The sequence below is a fragment of the Rhodopseudomonas sp. RCAM05734 genome, from assembly GCF_052658035.1.
This window is the reverse complement of sequence record NZ_CP199742.1, coordinates 4,511,483-4,526,679: the sequence shown is the minus strand read 5'-3', so window position 1 is coordinate 4,526,679 and position 15,197 is coordinate 4,511,483. Positions and strand designations below refer to the sequence as shown.

Genomic DNA, 15,197 nt, shown 5'->3' with positions numbered 1-15,197 from the left:
GCGGCGATTGCGTCTGTCGCACTTCCGGGACGCAGCTATCTACAACCACGAGGATGAATAATGATGTCTCTTCATATCGGCGATACAGCACCTGACTTTACGGTCGAAACCACAAAAGGCGAGATTTCTTTCCATAAGTGGGCCGCGGGCTCCTGGGTGTTTTTCTTCAGCCATCCGGCGGATTTTACACCGGTTTGCACGACGGAAATGGGCAAGACTGCCAAGCTCGCGCAGCAGTTCGCGGCCCGCAACACGAGACCGCTCGGGCTCTCTACCGACACGGTGGCCGAGCATCTCAAGTGGATCGAAGATGTCAACGACACCCAGGACACCGACCTCCAATTTCCGATCATCGCCGACGCAGACCTGAAGATCGCCCGGCTCTACGATATGATCCACCCCAGCCAAAGTGACACCGCGGCAGTCCGGTCGGTCTTCATCATCGATCCCAAGCAGAAGATCCGCCTGATGATGACCTATCCAATGAATGTGGGCAGAAATTTCGACGAGATTCTCCGCGTGATTAATGCCCTGCAGTTGGCCGATCGGCAGCATATAGCCACGCCAGCGGACTGGCACCCCGGTAACAAGGTCATTATTCCGCTTTCGATTGTGGACGACGATGCGGTCAAAGCCTTTCCTCAGGGCTGGGACGCGCCGCGCCCCTACCTGCGGCTGACCAACGTCGATTGACGCAGCGGCATTCGAGACCGCCCCTCCGAAGGACTGGCGTTCCGCACCCGGAACGCCAGTCCTTCCGATGTTTCGTGACCTGGCGTTCAGGGCGTTCCGGAATGATCGCCATTACGGCGCTTTACGTGCCGTCAGTCCTATGACGGCCGACATCCCGCTGTGGGCTGCGCCTTCGTGCATCTCACGTTCTTCTTGAGTGATGGTAATCTCGCGGCAAGCGCTGAAAGCCTCCTGCAGCATTTCGCGCGTGTACAGGTTTTCGACGTTCTTCGGGCCCCCGGTCCCGTATTCGAGCTGCTTGGGGGTGTATCCTTGGAGGATCAGCAGTCCATTTGGCTTGAGCGTACGAAGGACACCGCGCCACTTCTCCGCGCGCCCCGCCGGCGAACTGAACTGGGTAAAGATATCGATCACGACGTCAAAGGTATCCGCCGGATAATCCCACGCCTGGACATCCGACCGGATCAGCGCGATATCGACGCCGCGCTCCCTTGCCAGCGCGGCGGCCTTGATTTGCGCCGATTCTGAAAAATCGAGCGACACGACGTCGAGCCCCTGCTCGGCCAGCCAAACGCCATTGCGTCCTTCGCCGTCGGCAATCGCAAGCGCCTTGCCATATCTGGGCAGCAACATTTTGCAAGACGCCAGAAAATGGTTTGGCTCCTTGCCGAAGATGAAATCTGGTCCGCCGAAACGAGTCTCCCAGACATCGTGTTCGCTCATCTTTTCTCCGCTCGCTTTGTGGATGCCTTGCCGACTCGACGACTCCGATTGATCGATCGGCTCGGCCAAACAATCATTAGGCATGTTGATGTATCTGAGCTTTTTGTTCAACAGCTACCTCTGCTAACATGGCGATCGGATGGATCGATGGGCGATAAATCCGGAATACCCGCTGAACCGGGTTCGATGTTGCGGCGGGCGCCACCACCAGACGGTGACGCCGCCTCCCCCGCTTACTTCGCCGCCGCTTTACGAGCGTCGGCTATAGCCAGTTTGAATCCGGCAGCATCGAGCACGCCCGGCACGCGGAAAGTGCCGATGATGAACGCCGGCGTGCCCTGGAATCCGAATGCTTCGGCCTGCGCGTTGTTGCGCGCCAACACAGCGTCGACCGCGGCCTGATAGGTGGCGAGATCCTGCGTGGCACGGGCGACGTCGATCCCGGCCTTCTGCAGATAGTCGCGCACGCTGCCTTCGCTCAGCCGCCCGGAGGTCTGCATCAGCGCCGCATGCGCCTCAGCGTGCTTGCCCTGATACTTGGTCGCCAGCGTCAACTTCGCCGCATAGCCGGAGGCGCCGCCGAGGATCGGCCAGTCCTTCAGCACGATGCGCAACTGGCCGTCCTCGCCCGCGACATTTCGCAGGTCCTTTTCCGCTCTCTTGCAGTACGGACACTGGTAGTCGAAGTAGCTGGCGACGGTAAGATTGCCGTCGGGATTACCCAGAATCGGATTTTCCTTGTCGCGCAAAACGGCATCGCGGGATAGCGCCGCGTCGGCCGCCGATTGCGCCGCCGCATCGACGCCCGTCAGATAGAGGCCGCCCATGCCGATGAAGGCCGTCGCCAGAAAGTTTCTGCGCGTTTTCATTTCGTGGTCTCCGTTGGTTTGGATGATGCAAGAGGAACTTTTTCCGCCTGATCGAAGGCGGCGATAAGGGCAGATGTCGACAGCAATTCGGGCAGCGCGATGCCGTCCGGAGCGTTAGGCCCGAACACGATGTTGAACGGAATACCGTAGCGGCCGTGTGCGCGCATGAACCGCGCGATGGATTCGTCGGGCCGGGTCCAGTTGCCCTGCACCGGCGTCACGTCGGAGCCGAGCCGCTGCGCGATCTCGGCGGTGTCGATCACCAGCAGTCTGTTGACCTTGCAGGTTACGCACCAGTCGGCGGTGATATCGACGAATACGGTGCGGCCCGCGCGGACCAGTTCGTCGACTTTGGACTTGGAGAACGATTGCCACGCAATCGCCTGGCCGCCGGTTTGCGACGACAATGCCAGCGGACCGAGCCACGCCAGTAGCGTTACTGCAACGATGGCAATGCCGGCAGCCAGCGCCGGCCGCGCCGCGCGCGCCAGGCGCAGTCCGGCCAGGCCAATGACGATCGCTCCGCCCACGGCTATCGCCGGCCGGGCGCCACCGACGCTGCCGAGCACCGTCACCAGCCAGGCCGCGGTGCCGAGAAGTCCGACCGCCAGTACCCGCTTCACCAGCAGCAACCAGCGGCCAGGACGCGGAATAAACCTTGCCATCGACGGAAACGCCGCCACCAGCAGGTAGGGAGACGCCATCCCGATCCCCAAAGCTGTAAAGATCGCGAAGATTTCCGGCGCGCCGCGCGCCAGTGCAAAGCCCACCGCGGTGCCGACGAACGGCGCCGAGCACGGTGTCGCGAGCAGCGTGGCGACAAACCCTGCCATGAAATGCGAACCGAGCGACGTGCCGTGGGCCTTCGCCGCCAGCCGGTTGTTCAGCCCGAACGGCAGATTGAACGACAGCAGGTCGAACAGGCTGGCGGCGAACAGTGCGAGCACGATTGCCATCGCCGCGAGAAACAGCGGCTGCTGGAACTGAATGCCCCAGCCAAGACTGACCCCGGCCCATTTCATCAGCACCAGCGCCGCCGCCAGAACCAGAAACGAGACGATCATGCCGGCCGCGCAGGCCGCAAAGCCAGCGCGTACCCGGCGACGGTCACTGCTGTCCTCCTGCACGAACCCCATCAGCTTCAGCGACAGCACCGGAAACACGCAGGGCATCAGATTGAGCGTCAGCCCGCCCAGCAGCGCGGTGGCGATGATCACCAGCAGTGCGAGCCAGGACACCGCTGTCGGGGCCTCCGGCTGCGCGACCGGCGCGGACCGCCGCGAGGAACTGGCCGTGACCGCCTGGTCACCGTTGACCACGACTGCATTCAGCGTGCGTTCCGCGAGGCCGGCCGCGGTGCTGTCCGGCAGCACCACGGTAAACGTCGCCACACCGTCGCCGTCCAGCACCAGTTCGGGCCTGGCCGCGACGATCGGCGGATCGCTGTCGATCAACACGTCCGGGCTGGCGAACGGCGCAATTGCCGACGCCGTGATCTGCAGCTTCTCCGGATCGGTGCCGAGCCGGGTGATGGAGTGGACCGTGATCGCCGGCGATTGTGGCAACGGCACCTTTGCCAGCCACGCTACGATCTGCTGCTGGCCGGCGCGCGGCGCCAGATCCGGGCCGAACGTGGCCTTGAGGGCATATTCCTCCCGCACGCAAACGTTGCTGCAGGCATAGATCGCGAGCTTGAGGACGATCGCGGTGTCTGCCGCCGGATCGCGCCGCACGATCTTCACCGGAAATACGACCTCGCCGGAATAACCGATGGTGTCGAGACCGAGGATGGACGTGCGATGCGGCAGCGGCCAGTTCACCTCGGGAGCCTTGATGTTGGACGACGCCGTCCAGTCGAACTCAGGCGGCAGCCCGGCATCGCCTGGCGATTTCCAATAGGTCTTCCAGCCCGGACCGAGCAAGACGCGGACGCCTAGCCAGATCGAATGCGGGTCCGCAATATCGGTGTTGCCGACAATGAGGTTGGCGGTGATATCGGGCCTCGCGGGCGCCGCCGCGGACGGCGGAGCGGCGAAACCGGCGAGCAGCGGAATGAAAACGAGCATCGACCAGCAGCGGGAGCGGACAGTCATCGTTAGCCCTCCTTCGCAGGCGCGTCGGCCGGCGCGGCCTGATCGAGGCGCACCGTGGGCGCCCCATGCTTGCGGTCAGTCAGCACGACGACCTTGGTGCCCACCGGCAGCCGGTTGAACAGGTCGATGACGTCCTGGTTGATCAGCCGCACGCAGCCACTGGAGACGTTGCTGCCGATGCTGCCGGGATCGTTGGTGCCGTGGATCCGGTACAGCGTGTCCTTGCCGTTCTGGTACAAATACAGCGCACGGGCGCCGAGCGGGTTGTCGATCCCCGCCTGCATGCCGCGTCGATACTGTTCAAGCTCGGGCTGCCGCTTGATCATCGGCGCTGGCGGCGTCCAGGTCGGCCACGACGCCTTGTGGCGGATTTCCGCGGTGCCGCTCCAGCCAAAGCCTTCGCGGCCGACACCGATGCCGTAACGCATCGCGTATCCGCCCTCCATCACCAAATAGAGAAACTTGGCGCCGGGGTCGACCACGACTGTCCCCGGTTGCTGCTCAGTCACATAACTCACGCGCTGCTTGAGATACCTGGACGAGACCGTATTGGCCTCGACCGCCGGAACCGGGAATTTTTCGTTCGACATGGCGGCGTATTGCGGCGGCACGGCGGCAGCTAAATGGGCTTCGGGCGGAGCGAAGGTCTGGTTGCAGGCCCCCAGCAACACGGCAAGCCCCGCAAGAGAAAGCCCACGCAGCAGCGGACGTGCCGCGCGACGCGCGGCGAATTGCGTTATCATGAAGATCTCCAGGGATTTCGGACGCAGCTAGGCTATCGGCCGCTGACGCGGCGGTGCTACGCCAAATCCCTGGGAGGTCGGAAGGGAGAGCCCGCCAGCCATTGTACGCCAAGGGCGTTACCAGACAGCGGGCGGATGCCCGCGGCGCTGGCGGAGCGCTCGATCACGCCGACGGCGCCCGCCGATGCATCGAGAAAGACCACGGTGTTGCAGGTGGTACCGACGCGGGACAGACCGCCGCGTTCGCACGGTTTCTTGCTTCCGGAACTCTGCGACACCGTCAAAATCGCCTCATACCCCTGGAAAGCCCTAGCGGCAGCCGGCACAGGACGGATCACAAACACCGCCGAGATAACGATACACAGCACGCACAACAACGCGACGAGCGCACGAAGCCTGCTCATCGATCGGCCGGCGATAACCCGCCAGGCATTGCTGTCCATCACTCGCATCCCGAGTGTCTCGCCCAGTGGGCACCGCCTTGGCAACTCATTTGTGCGTGACTCCTTGCCACGCCGTGGGCTGAGATCATCAAAAGATAAAGGCGCGATCAGCGGACTGGTGAGAACGCGGCGGGCGCCAGAAAAAAGCTTTCCTGATGCACCAGGTAAGGCAACATCTTCGGCACAAAGACTTTCCAGTCCTCATCTTGTCCAAGTTCGGCACGCCGGGCGGTTCGGGCTGCAAGATCGTTATACGCCCAGATGAAGACGATAGAGTTCAAGACCCCGCTCTCCGTTGTCCAGCAACCGATAAGCTTGGCATACTTCGAAATGATCGGCAGCCCCTCACGCTCGTATAGCGCCAACAGGGCCGGCGCCTGGCCGGGATGAACCCGATATGTGCGATGTTCGAAAATCATCGTTGTCTCTCCCTCCCGATCGCCACGCCCGCAAGAGCCGCCTGTATAGCGATGGCGTAGCCCGCCGACGACGCGTACTACCATGCGCGAATTAGTCGTCAAGTGAATACTTGTTGCCCTGAAAAATTGCAATCCGGCGCGTTTTGATGCATGACACGCCGGTTTCAGAGGCATCAGACCAAGGGTATGCTGTGAAGGCACAATCAACCAAGCTGCGCGCCGGGGCGGGCAAAAAAGCCGCAACCAAACTAGCCAAGCGTGGCAAACCCGAACAGGTCCGGATGAGCCCGCAGGACCGCCGGCGCCAGATCCTCGACGAGGCCGCCGACTTCTTCTCGCAATTCGGGCTGACGGCCCAGACCCGGGGTTTGGCGGCAGCGTGCGGAATTTCGCAGCGGCTGCTGTATCGTTACTTCCCGACAAAGGAGGCGCTGCTCGACGAGGTCTACAAGAGCGCCATCGCCGGGCCTTTCAAGGCAGTGTGGTTTGCGGAACTCGCGGACCGCACTATTCCCTTGGAAACCCGGCTTACGGTCTTCTACCGCGACTATTTCGCAACCATTTTCACCAGTCGCTGGCTGCGTCTATTTATGTATGCATCTTTGGCGGATATCGGGATGGCGCCGAATTACACCTCCACCGTGGTGATCCAGTTGCTCGAGACCATCATGGCGGAAGCGGCCCACGAGCAATCGATCAAGCTGCCAGCCGACAAGGACCTTCTGCACGAGATCGCCTGGACCCTGCATGGGGCGCTTTCGCACTACGCAATTCGACGACACCTCTACCGGTTCGACCAGTCGGTCCCCGAGGAAAGCGTGGTGGCAATCCACATCGCCCAGTTTCTCGGCGGCTTTCGGGCCGCTGTCGCCGCGGCGGGCCAAAAGCCGGCCTGACGACGCGACCGGTATAAATCGTCAGTTGACGACTTATTGGCCTTTCACTAGGCTTTCGATGTTCGTTGGCCAACGGCGCGGGGGGTCGATACGCCGGGAGGTTGCCGCAATCCGATCCGACAGGGCATATCGATGAAGAATTCAGGCACGCTCACCCCGCCCGCTCACGGCGTAGCACGACGTCAGTTCCTCAAGGGCGCTGCCATCGGCGCCGCGGCTTTTGCGGCGCCGGGGCTGGTGAGACCGGCAGCCGCCGCAGACTCCCTCAACATGCAGACATGGTCGGCCGCTGTCGATGTGGTGAAAAGCCATCTGGCGGCTTTCGAGTCGAAAACAGGCATTCACGTCGACTACGGCAACGGCCCCTACGCGCAATATCGCGAAGCCATGGTGGCGAAGTTCGCCGGCGGCGCGCCCGTCGACCTGCTCTGGGTGTCGGACGCATGGCTTCCTGAATGGGCCGAGGCCGGATGGATCGCACCGATCGACGGCTACAGCTCCCTCATGCAGTACAACGCAGACGCAATTCCGTTCTGCACGGAATCGATGACCTACAAGGGCCACCAGTACGGGCTGACCTACTACACGGATTTCATGGCGTTCCTGTACGACGCCGACAAGCTCGCCGCCGCCGGCTTCAGCGCACCGCCGTCGAGCTGGGAAGAAGTGGTGCAGCAGTCCATCGTCATGAAGCAGAAGGGAATCGCGGAATTCCCGATGATGCTGTCCATGGCGCAGGAGAGCTGGCTGATCGAATTCATGACCGCGTTGATCTATTCGCATGGCGGCCATTTCACCGACGCCAGCAACAACGCTATCATGCAGCATCCCAAGGATGGCGCCGTAACGGCGCTGCAGTGGGTGGTCGATGCCGTTCGCAAGCACAAGATCGTGTCGCCGGCCTGCGTTGAGACCGGCGAACTGGCGGGGCTCAAGGCGCTCTCGGCGGGCAACCACGCCTTTGCGCTGCTGCCGAAATACCGGCTGCGCACGCTCAACGATCCCGCCCAGTCCAAGGTCGCCGGCAAGATCAAGGAAGCCCTGATGCCGATGGGACCCGGCGGCTCGCACGAGACCGTCGGCTGGATGCGCTTCCATGGCATGACCGCGCAGACTGCAAAGAACAAGACGCGCGCCGACAATGCCGCCCGCCTCCTTGAATGGTTCGGCGGCAAGGCGGACGGAAAGTACACGTTCCAGAAGCTGGTGTTCCTCGACGCCGGTTCCGACTTCGCAGTCACGCCGCTGTACCAGGACCCCGAGGTTCAGGCGGCCTATGCGAAGTATGCCGATTTCGAAATGATCAAGAAGCAGCAGGCGCTCGCCCGCAAGAAGGATACGATCCAGCCGTGGTTCGGCGAGTGGAACGAGACGAACGGTTCGGCCTGGCAGGCGGCCATCGTCGGCAACACGACGCCGGCAGCAGCGCTCGACCAGTCCGCCAAGGCCTGGAACAAGCTGAAGTCACGCGCCTGACCGCCCACCCGCCCATGATCGCCATCGGCCGCCGCTGCTCGCGCGGTCGATGGCAAACAACGGCCGATGCGCGCCCGCGTGCATCGACACCGTCCGAACAAGGCTGGATTTGCCAGGAAAGCCCAAGGCGATGAGCCAGCCCCAGATAGCCGTCAGCAATACCCGGCGCCGCTTCAACTACGAGGAACGCAGCGCATTTTTTCTGTTGCTGCCGGTCATGACCGTGCTGATGACCGTCGCGGTATTTCCGATCCTGTATTCGTTTTACCTGAGTTTCTTCGAGGTCAAGCTGACGCGGCCGAACCGGATGCCGTTCGTCTGGTTCGAGAACTACACCGAATTGTTGCAGCTGCCGCTGTTCTGGACCTCCGTTCGGCACACAGTGGCATTCACCGTGATATCGGTCGCGGCGGTGACCGTGATCGCGCTGCTGGTTGCGCTACTGCTGAACCAGAATTTTCGCGGCCGACGCATCCTCAGCACCGTCATTCTGATCCCTTGGGCGATTCCCTATGTCGCCGACGCCCTAATGTGGAAGTGGATCTATGACTCCGGCTACGGCGCCCTGAACGGGTTGCTGTACCAGCTCGGCCTGATCGACAAATATCTGATCTGGCTCGGCGACCAGCACAAGACGATGTGGCTGATCGCCAATGCCTTTGTCTGGAAGGAAGTGCCGCTGGCGGCAATCCTGTTGCTGGTCACGCTGAAATCCATTCCCGAGGATCTGTATGGGGCGGCCAGGGTTGACGGCGCGACAGTCTGGGCCCGCTTCGTCCATATCACGCTTCCATCGATGCGGCCCGGCTTCATGCTGGTGCTGATCTACGAGACCATGGTCGCGATCCGCCATTTCGACCTGTTCTTCGTGCTGACCGAAGGGGGCCCCGCCAACGCGACCCATACGCTGTCCTGGCACATCTATGTGGAGACCTTCCGCAGCCTGTCGTTCGGCACGGGCGCGGCGATGTCCTACATGCTGGCCATGATCACTTTCGGCCTCGCCTATTTCATCATACGCGCCTTTGCCAGGACGACCTGACATGAACGAGATCGTCGCGCCAGCCCGGCGGAAGAGCAGCCCCGACTACCGTCGGCGAGCCGCATTGTCCCGATGGACGCGCAACCTGGCCATCTTCGTTGGATCGCTTGTACTGCTAACCTACGTGCTTGCGCCGGTGGCATGGCTGGTCTCATCCTCATTCCAGACCGAGAAGGAAATTGTGTCGGTGCCGCCGCACTGGATCCCCGATGAACCGACGGCGCAGAACTTCCGCGCCATCTTTTCCGCAGGTAGCGAGAAGGTCACCTACGAAAACCGCAAGGTTGGCGATGCATCGTCCGGCGGCTACATTCCTCCGACGGCCAGCAACCTGTTGCCGGCCATGTGGAACAGTTTTCTGATTGCCAGCATCGTGGTAATCCTCAATCTGCTGATCGGCACCCCGGCAGCCTATGCAATGGCCAAGATCCACTATTGGGGACGTAACGGCTCGATCTACTTCATCCTGCTGACGCGGGTCGTGCCGGACATCGCGCTGGTCGTGCCGTTCTTCCTGGTCATCCGGAAGCTCGGGCTGCTGGACAATATCTGGTCGCTGGTCATCACCTATCTGGCCGTCACCGTCCCGTTCACAGTGTTCATCCTACTGCAATATTTCGAAGGCATTCCCGACGAACTGGACAAGGCGGCGCGTGTCGACGGCTGCTCCCGGTTCCAGGCCCTGATCCGGATCTTCATTCCGCTGGCCATGCCGTCGCTGGTAGCCGTGATCCTGTTCACGTTCCTGACCAGCCGGAACGAGTTCCTGTTCGCGCTGATGTTCACCCAGACTGCGAAGTCACAAACGCTGCCGATCCTCGTGGCGTCGTTCACATCGGACTTCACGATCAGCTTCTCGTTCATCAACGCCGCCGGGGTGCTGGCCATCGTGCCGCCCGTCCTCGTCGCCATTCTCTTCGAGCGTTATATCGTTTCCGGTCTGACCGCCGGCGCCGTCAAGGGCTAGATCGGATAACTCAGTGACCAGCATTACCTTCAAGAATGTCAACAAGCGCTATGCCGGCGGCGTCCTTGCCGTGGACAATCTCAATCTCTCCATCAAGGACAAGGAATTCATCGTCCTGCTTGGTCCGTCCGGCTGCGGAAAATCGACGACGCTCAACATAATCGCCGGTCTCGAAGAAGTCAGCGACGGAGAACTGTGCTTCGACGACGACATCGTCAACTTCACGCCGCCGCATCGCCGGGATGTGGCAATGGTGTTCCAGAGCTATGCGCTCTATCCGCACAAATCCGTCTATGAAAATCTCGCCTTCGGCCTGCGCATGCGCAAGACGAAGGCCGATGAGATCGATCGCCGCGTGCGCGACATCGCCGAACGCCTGGAGATCACCCATCTGCTGGAACGCCGCCCGAGCCAACTGTCCGGCGGGCAGCGCCAGCGCGTCGCTCTAGGCCGCGCCATGGTCCGGCGTCCGGGCGTTTTCCTGATGGACGAACCCCTGTCGAATCTCGACGCCGCGCTTCGCATCTCCATGCGCGCTGAGATCAAGGAACTGCATCGGGCGATGCAGACGACTTTCGTTTACGTGACCCATGACCAGGCCGAGGCGCTGACTCTCGCCGACCGTATCGTCGTCATGCAGCACGGCGTCGTCCAGCAGATCGGCACGCCTGATCAGATCTATGAGAAGCCGGCCAATACGTTCGTTGCGTCATTTCTCGGCAACCCGCCGATCAATTACATCGATGGCAGAATCGAGGGCGCCCGGTTTCGCAGCGGCGGCCTGCAGCTCGCGCTCCCATCGGCTGTCACCGAACGTCTGGCAAACATCGAGGGTCGCCCTGTGCGGCTGGGGATTCGCGCCGAGGATATCAGCGAGGCAGCGCCTCACGTGGATGGCAGCACCCTCAGCGGTCCAGTGACCTCGATTTTGCCGGTTGGCTCCGACCAGTTCCTCGGCATGCGCGTCGAAGGCATTGAGATGTTCTTCCGGATCGGCAAAAGCGTGCGCCATTCCGAGCGCGAAGTGATCGCGCTGTCGGTCAACACAGAGCGCCTGCATCTCTTCGACGCGGACAGCGGCGTGAATCTGGTCTGGTGAAGCTGTGAAACCCGCTGAATTTACCTACCATCGCCCGAAGACCGTGACCGATGCGCTCGGCCTGCTCGCCACGCTTGGCGACGACGTGAAATTACTGGCTGGCGGCCAGAGTCTTGGGCCGATGATGAACCTGCGCGTCGCGCGACCGTCGCACGTGATCGATATCAACGACCTTTCCGATCTTGAATCGGTCAACGTCAATGGTGATCGGATCGAGATCGGCAGCCTGGTTCGTCACCACCGGCTGGCGACCGATCCACAGATCGCCGCGGCCTGCCCCATCCTGTCGGCTGCGGCCTCATCGATCGGCCACTATGCCATCCGCCAGCGTGGCACGATCGGCGGAAGCCTGGCCCATGCCGATCCCGCAGCGCAACTGCCGCTCATCGCGGTTCTGCTCGACGCCGGCATCCGCGTCGGTTCGCAACACGGAAGCCGGACCGTCGATGCGCAGTGCTTTTTTGTTTCCAGCCTCGTCACCGAGCTTGCCGAAGACGAGCTGATCACGGCCATCGAATTCCCGGTATTTCCCAGCCGATCCGGCTGGGGCATCGAGATATTTGCGCAACGGCAAGGCGATTTTGCCATCGTCTCGGTCGCCGCAACGGTCGAGTTGTCAGCAGCCGGTGTGGTGAAATCCCTGCGGCTCGCCCTCGGCGGCACCGGCGTCGTGCCGATCCGACTTCCGGACGCAGAGCTGGCGGCTGTCGGCCGCGTACCCGACCATGCGTTAAGCGAAGAGATCAGCCGTTTTGCGGCAGCGGCGGTGACAGCCGACGACGACGCGCGGATTCCTGTCGCCTACCGTCGGGAGCTGGCCGCGACGCTGACCGAGCGCGCGCTGACTATGGCGGCACAGCGGGCGGAGGGAGTATCCGAGCGATGAGCAGAATCCGCCAGGATCAACCTGTCCGTCAATGGGTCCCGTCATGTCGTCGACGTGACGCCGCGCCGCCTGCTGAGCGATGTGCTCCGTGAAGATCTCGGCCTGACCGGCACCCATGTTGGATGCGAGCACGGCGTCTGCGGCGCGTGCACCATCCTAATCGACGGTCGGCCCGCCCGCGCCTGCATCACTTTCGCCATCCAGATGGAGCGGCATGAGGTGACGACCATCGAGGCCGTGGCGCATGACGACGTTTACAGCCCGTTGCAACAGGCCATGCACGAAGAACACGGGTTGCAGTGCGGCTTCTGTACACCAGGCATCATCATGACGTTCGAAGCCTATCTGCGCGACAATCCAGATCCCAGCGAAGCAGACATCCGGGATGTGCTGTCCGGCAACCTCTGCCGCTGCACCGGATATCAGGGCATTGTCGCAGCCGTGTTCAAGGCTGCCGCTGACCTGAGGCGCCGGTCATGAAGGCGCCCACCGATACCTTCACCGAAATCGGCCGCGACTTGCCGCGGCGGGAGGATCGCCGCTTTCTGACCGGTCAGGGCCAGTACCTCGACGACATGACAATCGCCGGCGCCCTGCATGCGGCATTTCTTCGCTCGCCCCACGCCCATGCCCGCATTATCTCGATCGGCACCGAAGCCGCTGCGGCGCTTCCGGGCGTCGTGAAGGTGGTGACGGGCCGCGACGTCGCCGCATGGACCACCATCCTGCAGATGGCACCACCCATCGACGGCCTCGCCCCGACCGCGATGCCGGCGATGCCGATCGACAAGGTGCGTTTCCAGGGAGACATCGTCGCCTGTGTCATCGCCCGCGATCGCTACCTTGCCGAAGACGCGATCGAGGCGATCGAGGTCGACTACGATATGCTGCCTGCGATCACCGATCTGCCGTCGGCCTTTGCCGCCGGTGCCGCACTGGTCGACGATGCGGTGCCTGGCAACTTGTTGGCACAGCAATCCTTCGCGGCAGGCGACGTCGCGGGCGGCATGCGCGCCGCGCACGCCATCGTCGAAGCGAGCTTTTCGCAACAGCGCCAGACTCACCTGCCGCTGGAGACGCGCGGCTGTGCGGCGATATGGAATGAAGGTCGCCAGCACCTGACACTGCACATCGGAAATCAGGCGCCACATCCACTGCGCACGCAACTCGCCCGCCGGCTGTCGCTGTCGGAGTCGCAGGTGACGGTCATCTGTCCGGATGTCGGAGGAGCGTTCGGCCAGAAGATCGTGCTGTACCGGGAAGAATTGATCGTGGCGGCGATGGCCCGGCAGCTCCGACGGCCGGTGCGCTGGCGGGAAGACCGCATGGAAAACCTCCAGGCGGCCTGTCATGCGCGCGAAGCCACTTGCCGGACCCGCGCGGCAGTCGCCGAAGACGGCCGCATCCTCGCGCTGGAGCTCGATATCTCCGAGGATTTTGGCGCCTACAGCTTTTTTCCCGGCAACTACATTGCCCGCGTCGTGGCCCTGATTTTGACGGGTCCTTACCGAATCAGCGACTACTCTTACGAAATACGCGTCGCCATGACCAACAAATGCGGCGCCGGCCCGATGCGGGCACCCATGGCCATGACAAGCTGGGTGATGGACGGGACCCTCGACGCGATCGCCCGTCGTCTTGGGCTCGACCGGCTGGCGGTTCGGCAGATCAACATGCTGCAGCCCGGCGAATTCCCCTACACGATGGCGACTGGCGAGGTGGTGGATGACATCACGCCCAGCCAGACCCTCGCCGCCGTAGCGGAGAGCATCGACTACGCCGGACTTGCCGCGCGCCGCAAAGAAGGAAAGGCGCGCGCGCGCCTGCGGGGGATTGGCCTTTGCTCGGTGGTGGAATCCACCACCTACGGCTCGCGGTTCTACAAGGAAGCCGGCATCGCCGGTTCCGGCCACGAAGCTGCATGGGTGCGCATCGAACCGAGCGGCGCCGTCAACGCCTCGGTCGGCCTGATGGGCGCCGGACAAGGCTATGAAACATCGCTGGCCCAGGCCGTCGCCGAAGGGCTCGGCGTCGACGCGGAGGTAGTGCGCATCGACCTGGGCAATACCGACGTCTCTCCTTACGGCATGGGGACGCGCGGCGCCCGGGGCGCGACCGCCGGAGGCGGCGCGCTGTATCTGTGCGCGCGCAAGGCGCAGGATCAAGTGCTGCGGATCGCTGCGCATCTGCTGGCGTTGAACAGCGCAGCGGACCTCCGGCTCACCGGTGCCACGGTCCAGCGGTTGATCGACGGCGCGTGGTCTGCGACCGGCGTGGCTCTGGCTGACGTGGCGCGGATCAGCTACCTCGATCCAACAGCACTGCCGGATGGAATTCCGCCCGGTCTTGATTTCTCGCTGACCTACGACCCGCCGCCGATGACCTATTCGAATTCCGCGCATGCGTGCGAAATCGAGATCGATCCGCAGACCGGCCGCATTGAAATCCTGCGCTACGTCGTGGCCGAGGATTGCGGCACAGTGTTGAATCCCATCGTGGTGGCGGGGCAACAGCGCGGGGCAATTGCCATGGGGCTGAGCGGCTCGTTGCTGGAGCAGGTCTACTACGACGAAAGCGGCCAGAACCTGAGCAGCACGCTGGCCGACTATCTGGTGGCGACGGCCTGCGAATTACCAAACTTCGAGATCCTGCCGATGCATACGCCGAACCGGCGCACGCCTGCAGGAATCAAGGGCATGGCCGAAGGAGGCGTGATGGGCGCCATCGGCGCTCTGACCGGTGCCGTCAATGACGCGCTTGCGCCATTCGGCGTGACCGCCGACAAGCTTCCCCTGACACCTCCCTATATCCGCAGCCTGCTGCGCGGCCACATCTAATGACAGGAACT

Annotated in this window: 15 protein-coding genes; 9 read left to right on the top strand and 6 right to left on the bottom strand. The window is 62.7% G+C overall.

The window, feature by feature from the left end:
• Positions 1 to 63: 63 nt before the first annotated feature.
• Positions 64 to 693, top strand: a complete 630-nt coding sequence (locus ACUXVA_RS21300) for a peroxiredoxin (protein WP_445493327.1) — start codon at positions 64 to 66, stop codon at positions 691 to 693.
• A gap of 111 nt (positions 694 to 804) precedes the next feature.
• Here ACUXVA_RS21300 and ACUXVA_RS21295 read toward each other — a convergent pair whose 3' ends face one another.
• From ACUXVA_RS21295 to ACUXVA_RS21270, 6 genes are all read right to left on the bottom strand, one after another.
• Complete coding sequence (locus tag ACUXVA_RS21295; RefSeq protein WP_265078475.1) at positions 805 to 1,527, bottom strand: class I SAM-dependent methyltransferase; 723 nt, start codon at positions 1,525 to 1,527, stop codon at positions 805 to 807.
• A 122-nt stretch (positions 1,528 to 1,649) separates the two neighbouring features.
• On the bottom strand, positions 1,650 to 2,285 hold the full coding sequence (locus ACUXVA_RS21290) for a DsbA family protein (protein WP_265078476.1): 636 nt from the start codon (positions 2,283 to 2,285) through the stop codon (positions 1,650 to 1,652).
• Positions 2,282 to 4,378 (bottom strand): protein-disulfide reductase DsbD family protein, encoded by a 2,097-nt coding sequence (locus tag ACUXVA_RS21285; protein ID WP_265078477.1) that lies wholly within the window; start codon positions 4,376 to 4,378, stop codon positions 2,282 to 2,284. Before ACUXVA_RS21285 ends, ACUXVA_RS21290 begins: the two co-directional genes overlap by 4 nt.
• A 2-nt stretch (positions 4,379 to 4,380) precedes the next feature.
• Positions 4,381 to 5,121 carry a L,D-transpeptidase gene (locus ACUXVA_RS21280; RefSeq protein WP_265078478.1) on the bottom strand — a complete coding sequence of 247 codons (741 nt, stop codon included), beginning with the start codon at positions 5,119 to 5,121 and terminating at the stop codon, positions 4,381 to 4,383.
• A gap of 56 nt (positions 5,122 to 5,177) precedes the next feature.
• Complete coding sequence (locus tag ACUXVA_RS21275) at positions 5,178 to 5,564, bottom strand: hypothetical protein (RefSeq protein ID WP_265078479.1); 387 nt, start codon at positions 5,562 to 5,564, stop codon at positions 5,178 to 5,180.
• Positions 5,565 to 5,671: 107 nt separating this feature from the next.
• Positions 5,672 to 5,983 carry an NIPSNAP family protein gene (locus ACUXVA_RS21270; protein WP_445487965.1) on the bottom strand — a complete coding sequence of 104 codons (312 nt, stop codon included), beginning with the start codon at positions 5,981 to 5,983 and terminating at the stop codon, positions 5,672 to 5,674.
• Positions 5,984 to 6,129: 146 nt separating this feature from the next.
• Here ACUXVA_RS21270 and ACUXVA_RS21265 point away from each other — a divergent pair, with 146 nt between their 5' ends.
• The 8 genes from ACUXVA_RS21265 to ACUXVA_RS21230 all read left to right on the top strand — a co-directional run bounded on the left by ACUXVA_RS21265 (position 6,130) and on the right by ACUXVA_RS21230 (position 15,186).
• Positions 6,130 to 6,879, top strand: a complete 750-nt coding sequence (locus tag ACUXVA_RS21265) for a TetR/AcrR family transcriptional regulator (protein ID WP_265078481.1) — start codon at positions 6,130 to 6,132, stop codon at positions 6,877 to 6,879.
• 132 nt (positions 6,880 to 7,011) lie between these two features.
• The gene (locus tag ACUXVA_RS21260) at positions 7,012 to 8,355 is read left to right on the top strand and encodes an extracellular solute-binding protein (protein ID WP_445487963.1); all 1,344 of its coding nucleotides are present in this window, start codon (positions 7,012 to 7,014) and stop codon (positions 8,353 to 8,355) included.
• 130 nt (positions 8,356 to 8,485) lie between these two features.
• Entirely contained in the window at positions 8,486 to 9,397 is a 912-nt protein-coding gene (locus ACUXVA_RS21255) for a carbohydrate ABC transporter permease (protein ID WP_265078484.1), read from the top strand.
• A 1-nt stretch (position 9,398) separates the two neighbouring features.
• On the top strand, positions 9,399 to 10,364 hold the full coding sequence (locus tag ACUXVA_RS21250; protein ID WP_445487960.1) for a carbohydrate ABC transporter permease: 966 nt from the start codon (positions 9,399 to 9,401) through the stop codon (positions 10,362 to 10,364).
• A 13-nt stretch (positions 10,365 to 10,377) separates the two neighbouring features.
• A complete protein-coding gene (locus ACUXVA_RS21245; RefSeq protein WP_445487958.1) occupies positions 10,378 to 11,463 on the top strand; it encodes an ABC transporter ATP-binding protein in 1,086 nt (361 codons plus the stop codon).
• Positions 11,464 to 11,467: 4 nt separating this feature from the next.
• Positions 11,468 to 12,349, top strand: a complete 882-nt coding sequence (locus tag ACUXVA_RS21240; RefSeq protein ID WP_445487956.1) for an FAD binding domain-containing protein — start codon at positions 11,468 to 11,470, stop codon at positions 12,347 to 12,349.
• 15 nt (positions 12,350 to 12,364) lie between these two features.
• The gene (locus ACUXVA_RS21235) at positions 12,365 to 12,829 is read left to right on the top strand and encodes a (2Fe-2S)-binding protein (protein WP_445493326.1); all 465 of its coding nucleotides are present in this window, start codon (positions 12,365 to 12,367) and stop codon (positions 12,827 to 12,829) included.
• Positions 12,826 to 15,186 (top strand): xanthine dehydrogenase family protein molybdopterin-binding subunit, encoded by a 2,361-nt coding sequence (locus tag ACUXVA_RS21230; protein ID WP_445487954.1) that lies wholly within the window; start codon positions 12,826 to 12,828, stop codon positions 15,184 to 15,186. The genes ACUXVA_RS21235 and ACUXVA_RS21230 overlap by 4 nt, the downstream gene beginning before the upstream one ends.
• Positions 15,187 to 15,197 lie beyond the last annotated feature (11 nt).

What these genes read in the sequence shown, in the direction of transcription:
- ACUXVA_RS21255 (WP_265078484.1), top strand. Translation starts at nt 8,486, where the DNA reads ATGAGCCAGCCCCAGATAGCCGTCAGCAATACCCGGCGCCGCTTCAAC.
- ACUXVA_RS21290 (WP_265078476.1), bottom strand. Translation starts at nt 2,285, where the DNA reads ATGAAAACGCGCAGAAACTTTCTGGCGACGGCCTTCATCGGCATGGGC.
- ACUXVA_RS21260 (WP_445487963.1), top strand. Translation starts at nt 7,012, where the DNA reads ATGAAGAATTCAGGCACGCTCACCCCGCCCGCTCACGGCGTAGCACGA.
- ACUXVA_RS21250 (WP_445487960.1), top strand. Translation starts at nt 9,399, where the DNA reads ATGAACGAGATCGTCGCGCCAGCCCGGCGGAAGAGCAGCCCCGACTAC.
- ACUXVA_RS21285 (WP_265078477.1), bottom strand. Translation starts at nt 4,378, where the DNA reads ATGACTGTCCGCTCCCGCTGCTGGTCGATGCTCGTTTTCATTCCGCTG.
- ACUXVA_RS21275 (WP_265078479.1), bottom strand. Translation starts at nt 5,564, where the DNA reads ATGGACAGCAATGCCTGGCGGGTTATCGCCGGCCGATCGATGAGCAGG.
- ACUXVA_RS21230 (WP_445487954.1), top strand. Translation starts at nt 12,826, where the DNA reads ATGAAGGCGCCCACCGATACCTTCACCGAAATCGGCCGCGACTTGCCG.
- ACUXVA_RS21270 (WP_445487965.1), bottom strand. Translation starts at nt 5,983, where the DNA reads ATGATTTTCGAACATCGCACATATCGGGTTCATCCCGGCCAGGCGCCG.
- ACUXVA_RS21265 (WP_265078481.1), top strand. Translation starts at nt 6,130, where the DNA reads ATGCATGACACGCCGGTTTCAGAGGCATCAGACCAAGGGTATGCTGTG.
- ACUXVA_RS21280 (WP_265078478.1), bottom strand. Translation starts at nt 5,121, where the DNA reads ATGATAACGCAATTCGCCGCGCGTCGCGCGGCACGTCCGCTGCTGCGT.
- ACUXVA_RS21300 (WP_445493327.1), top strand. Translation starts at nt 64, where the DNA reads ATGTCTCTTCATATCGGCGATACAGCACCTGACTTTACGGTCGAAACC.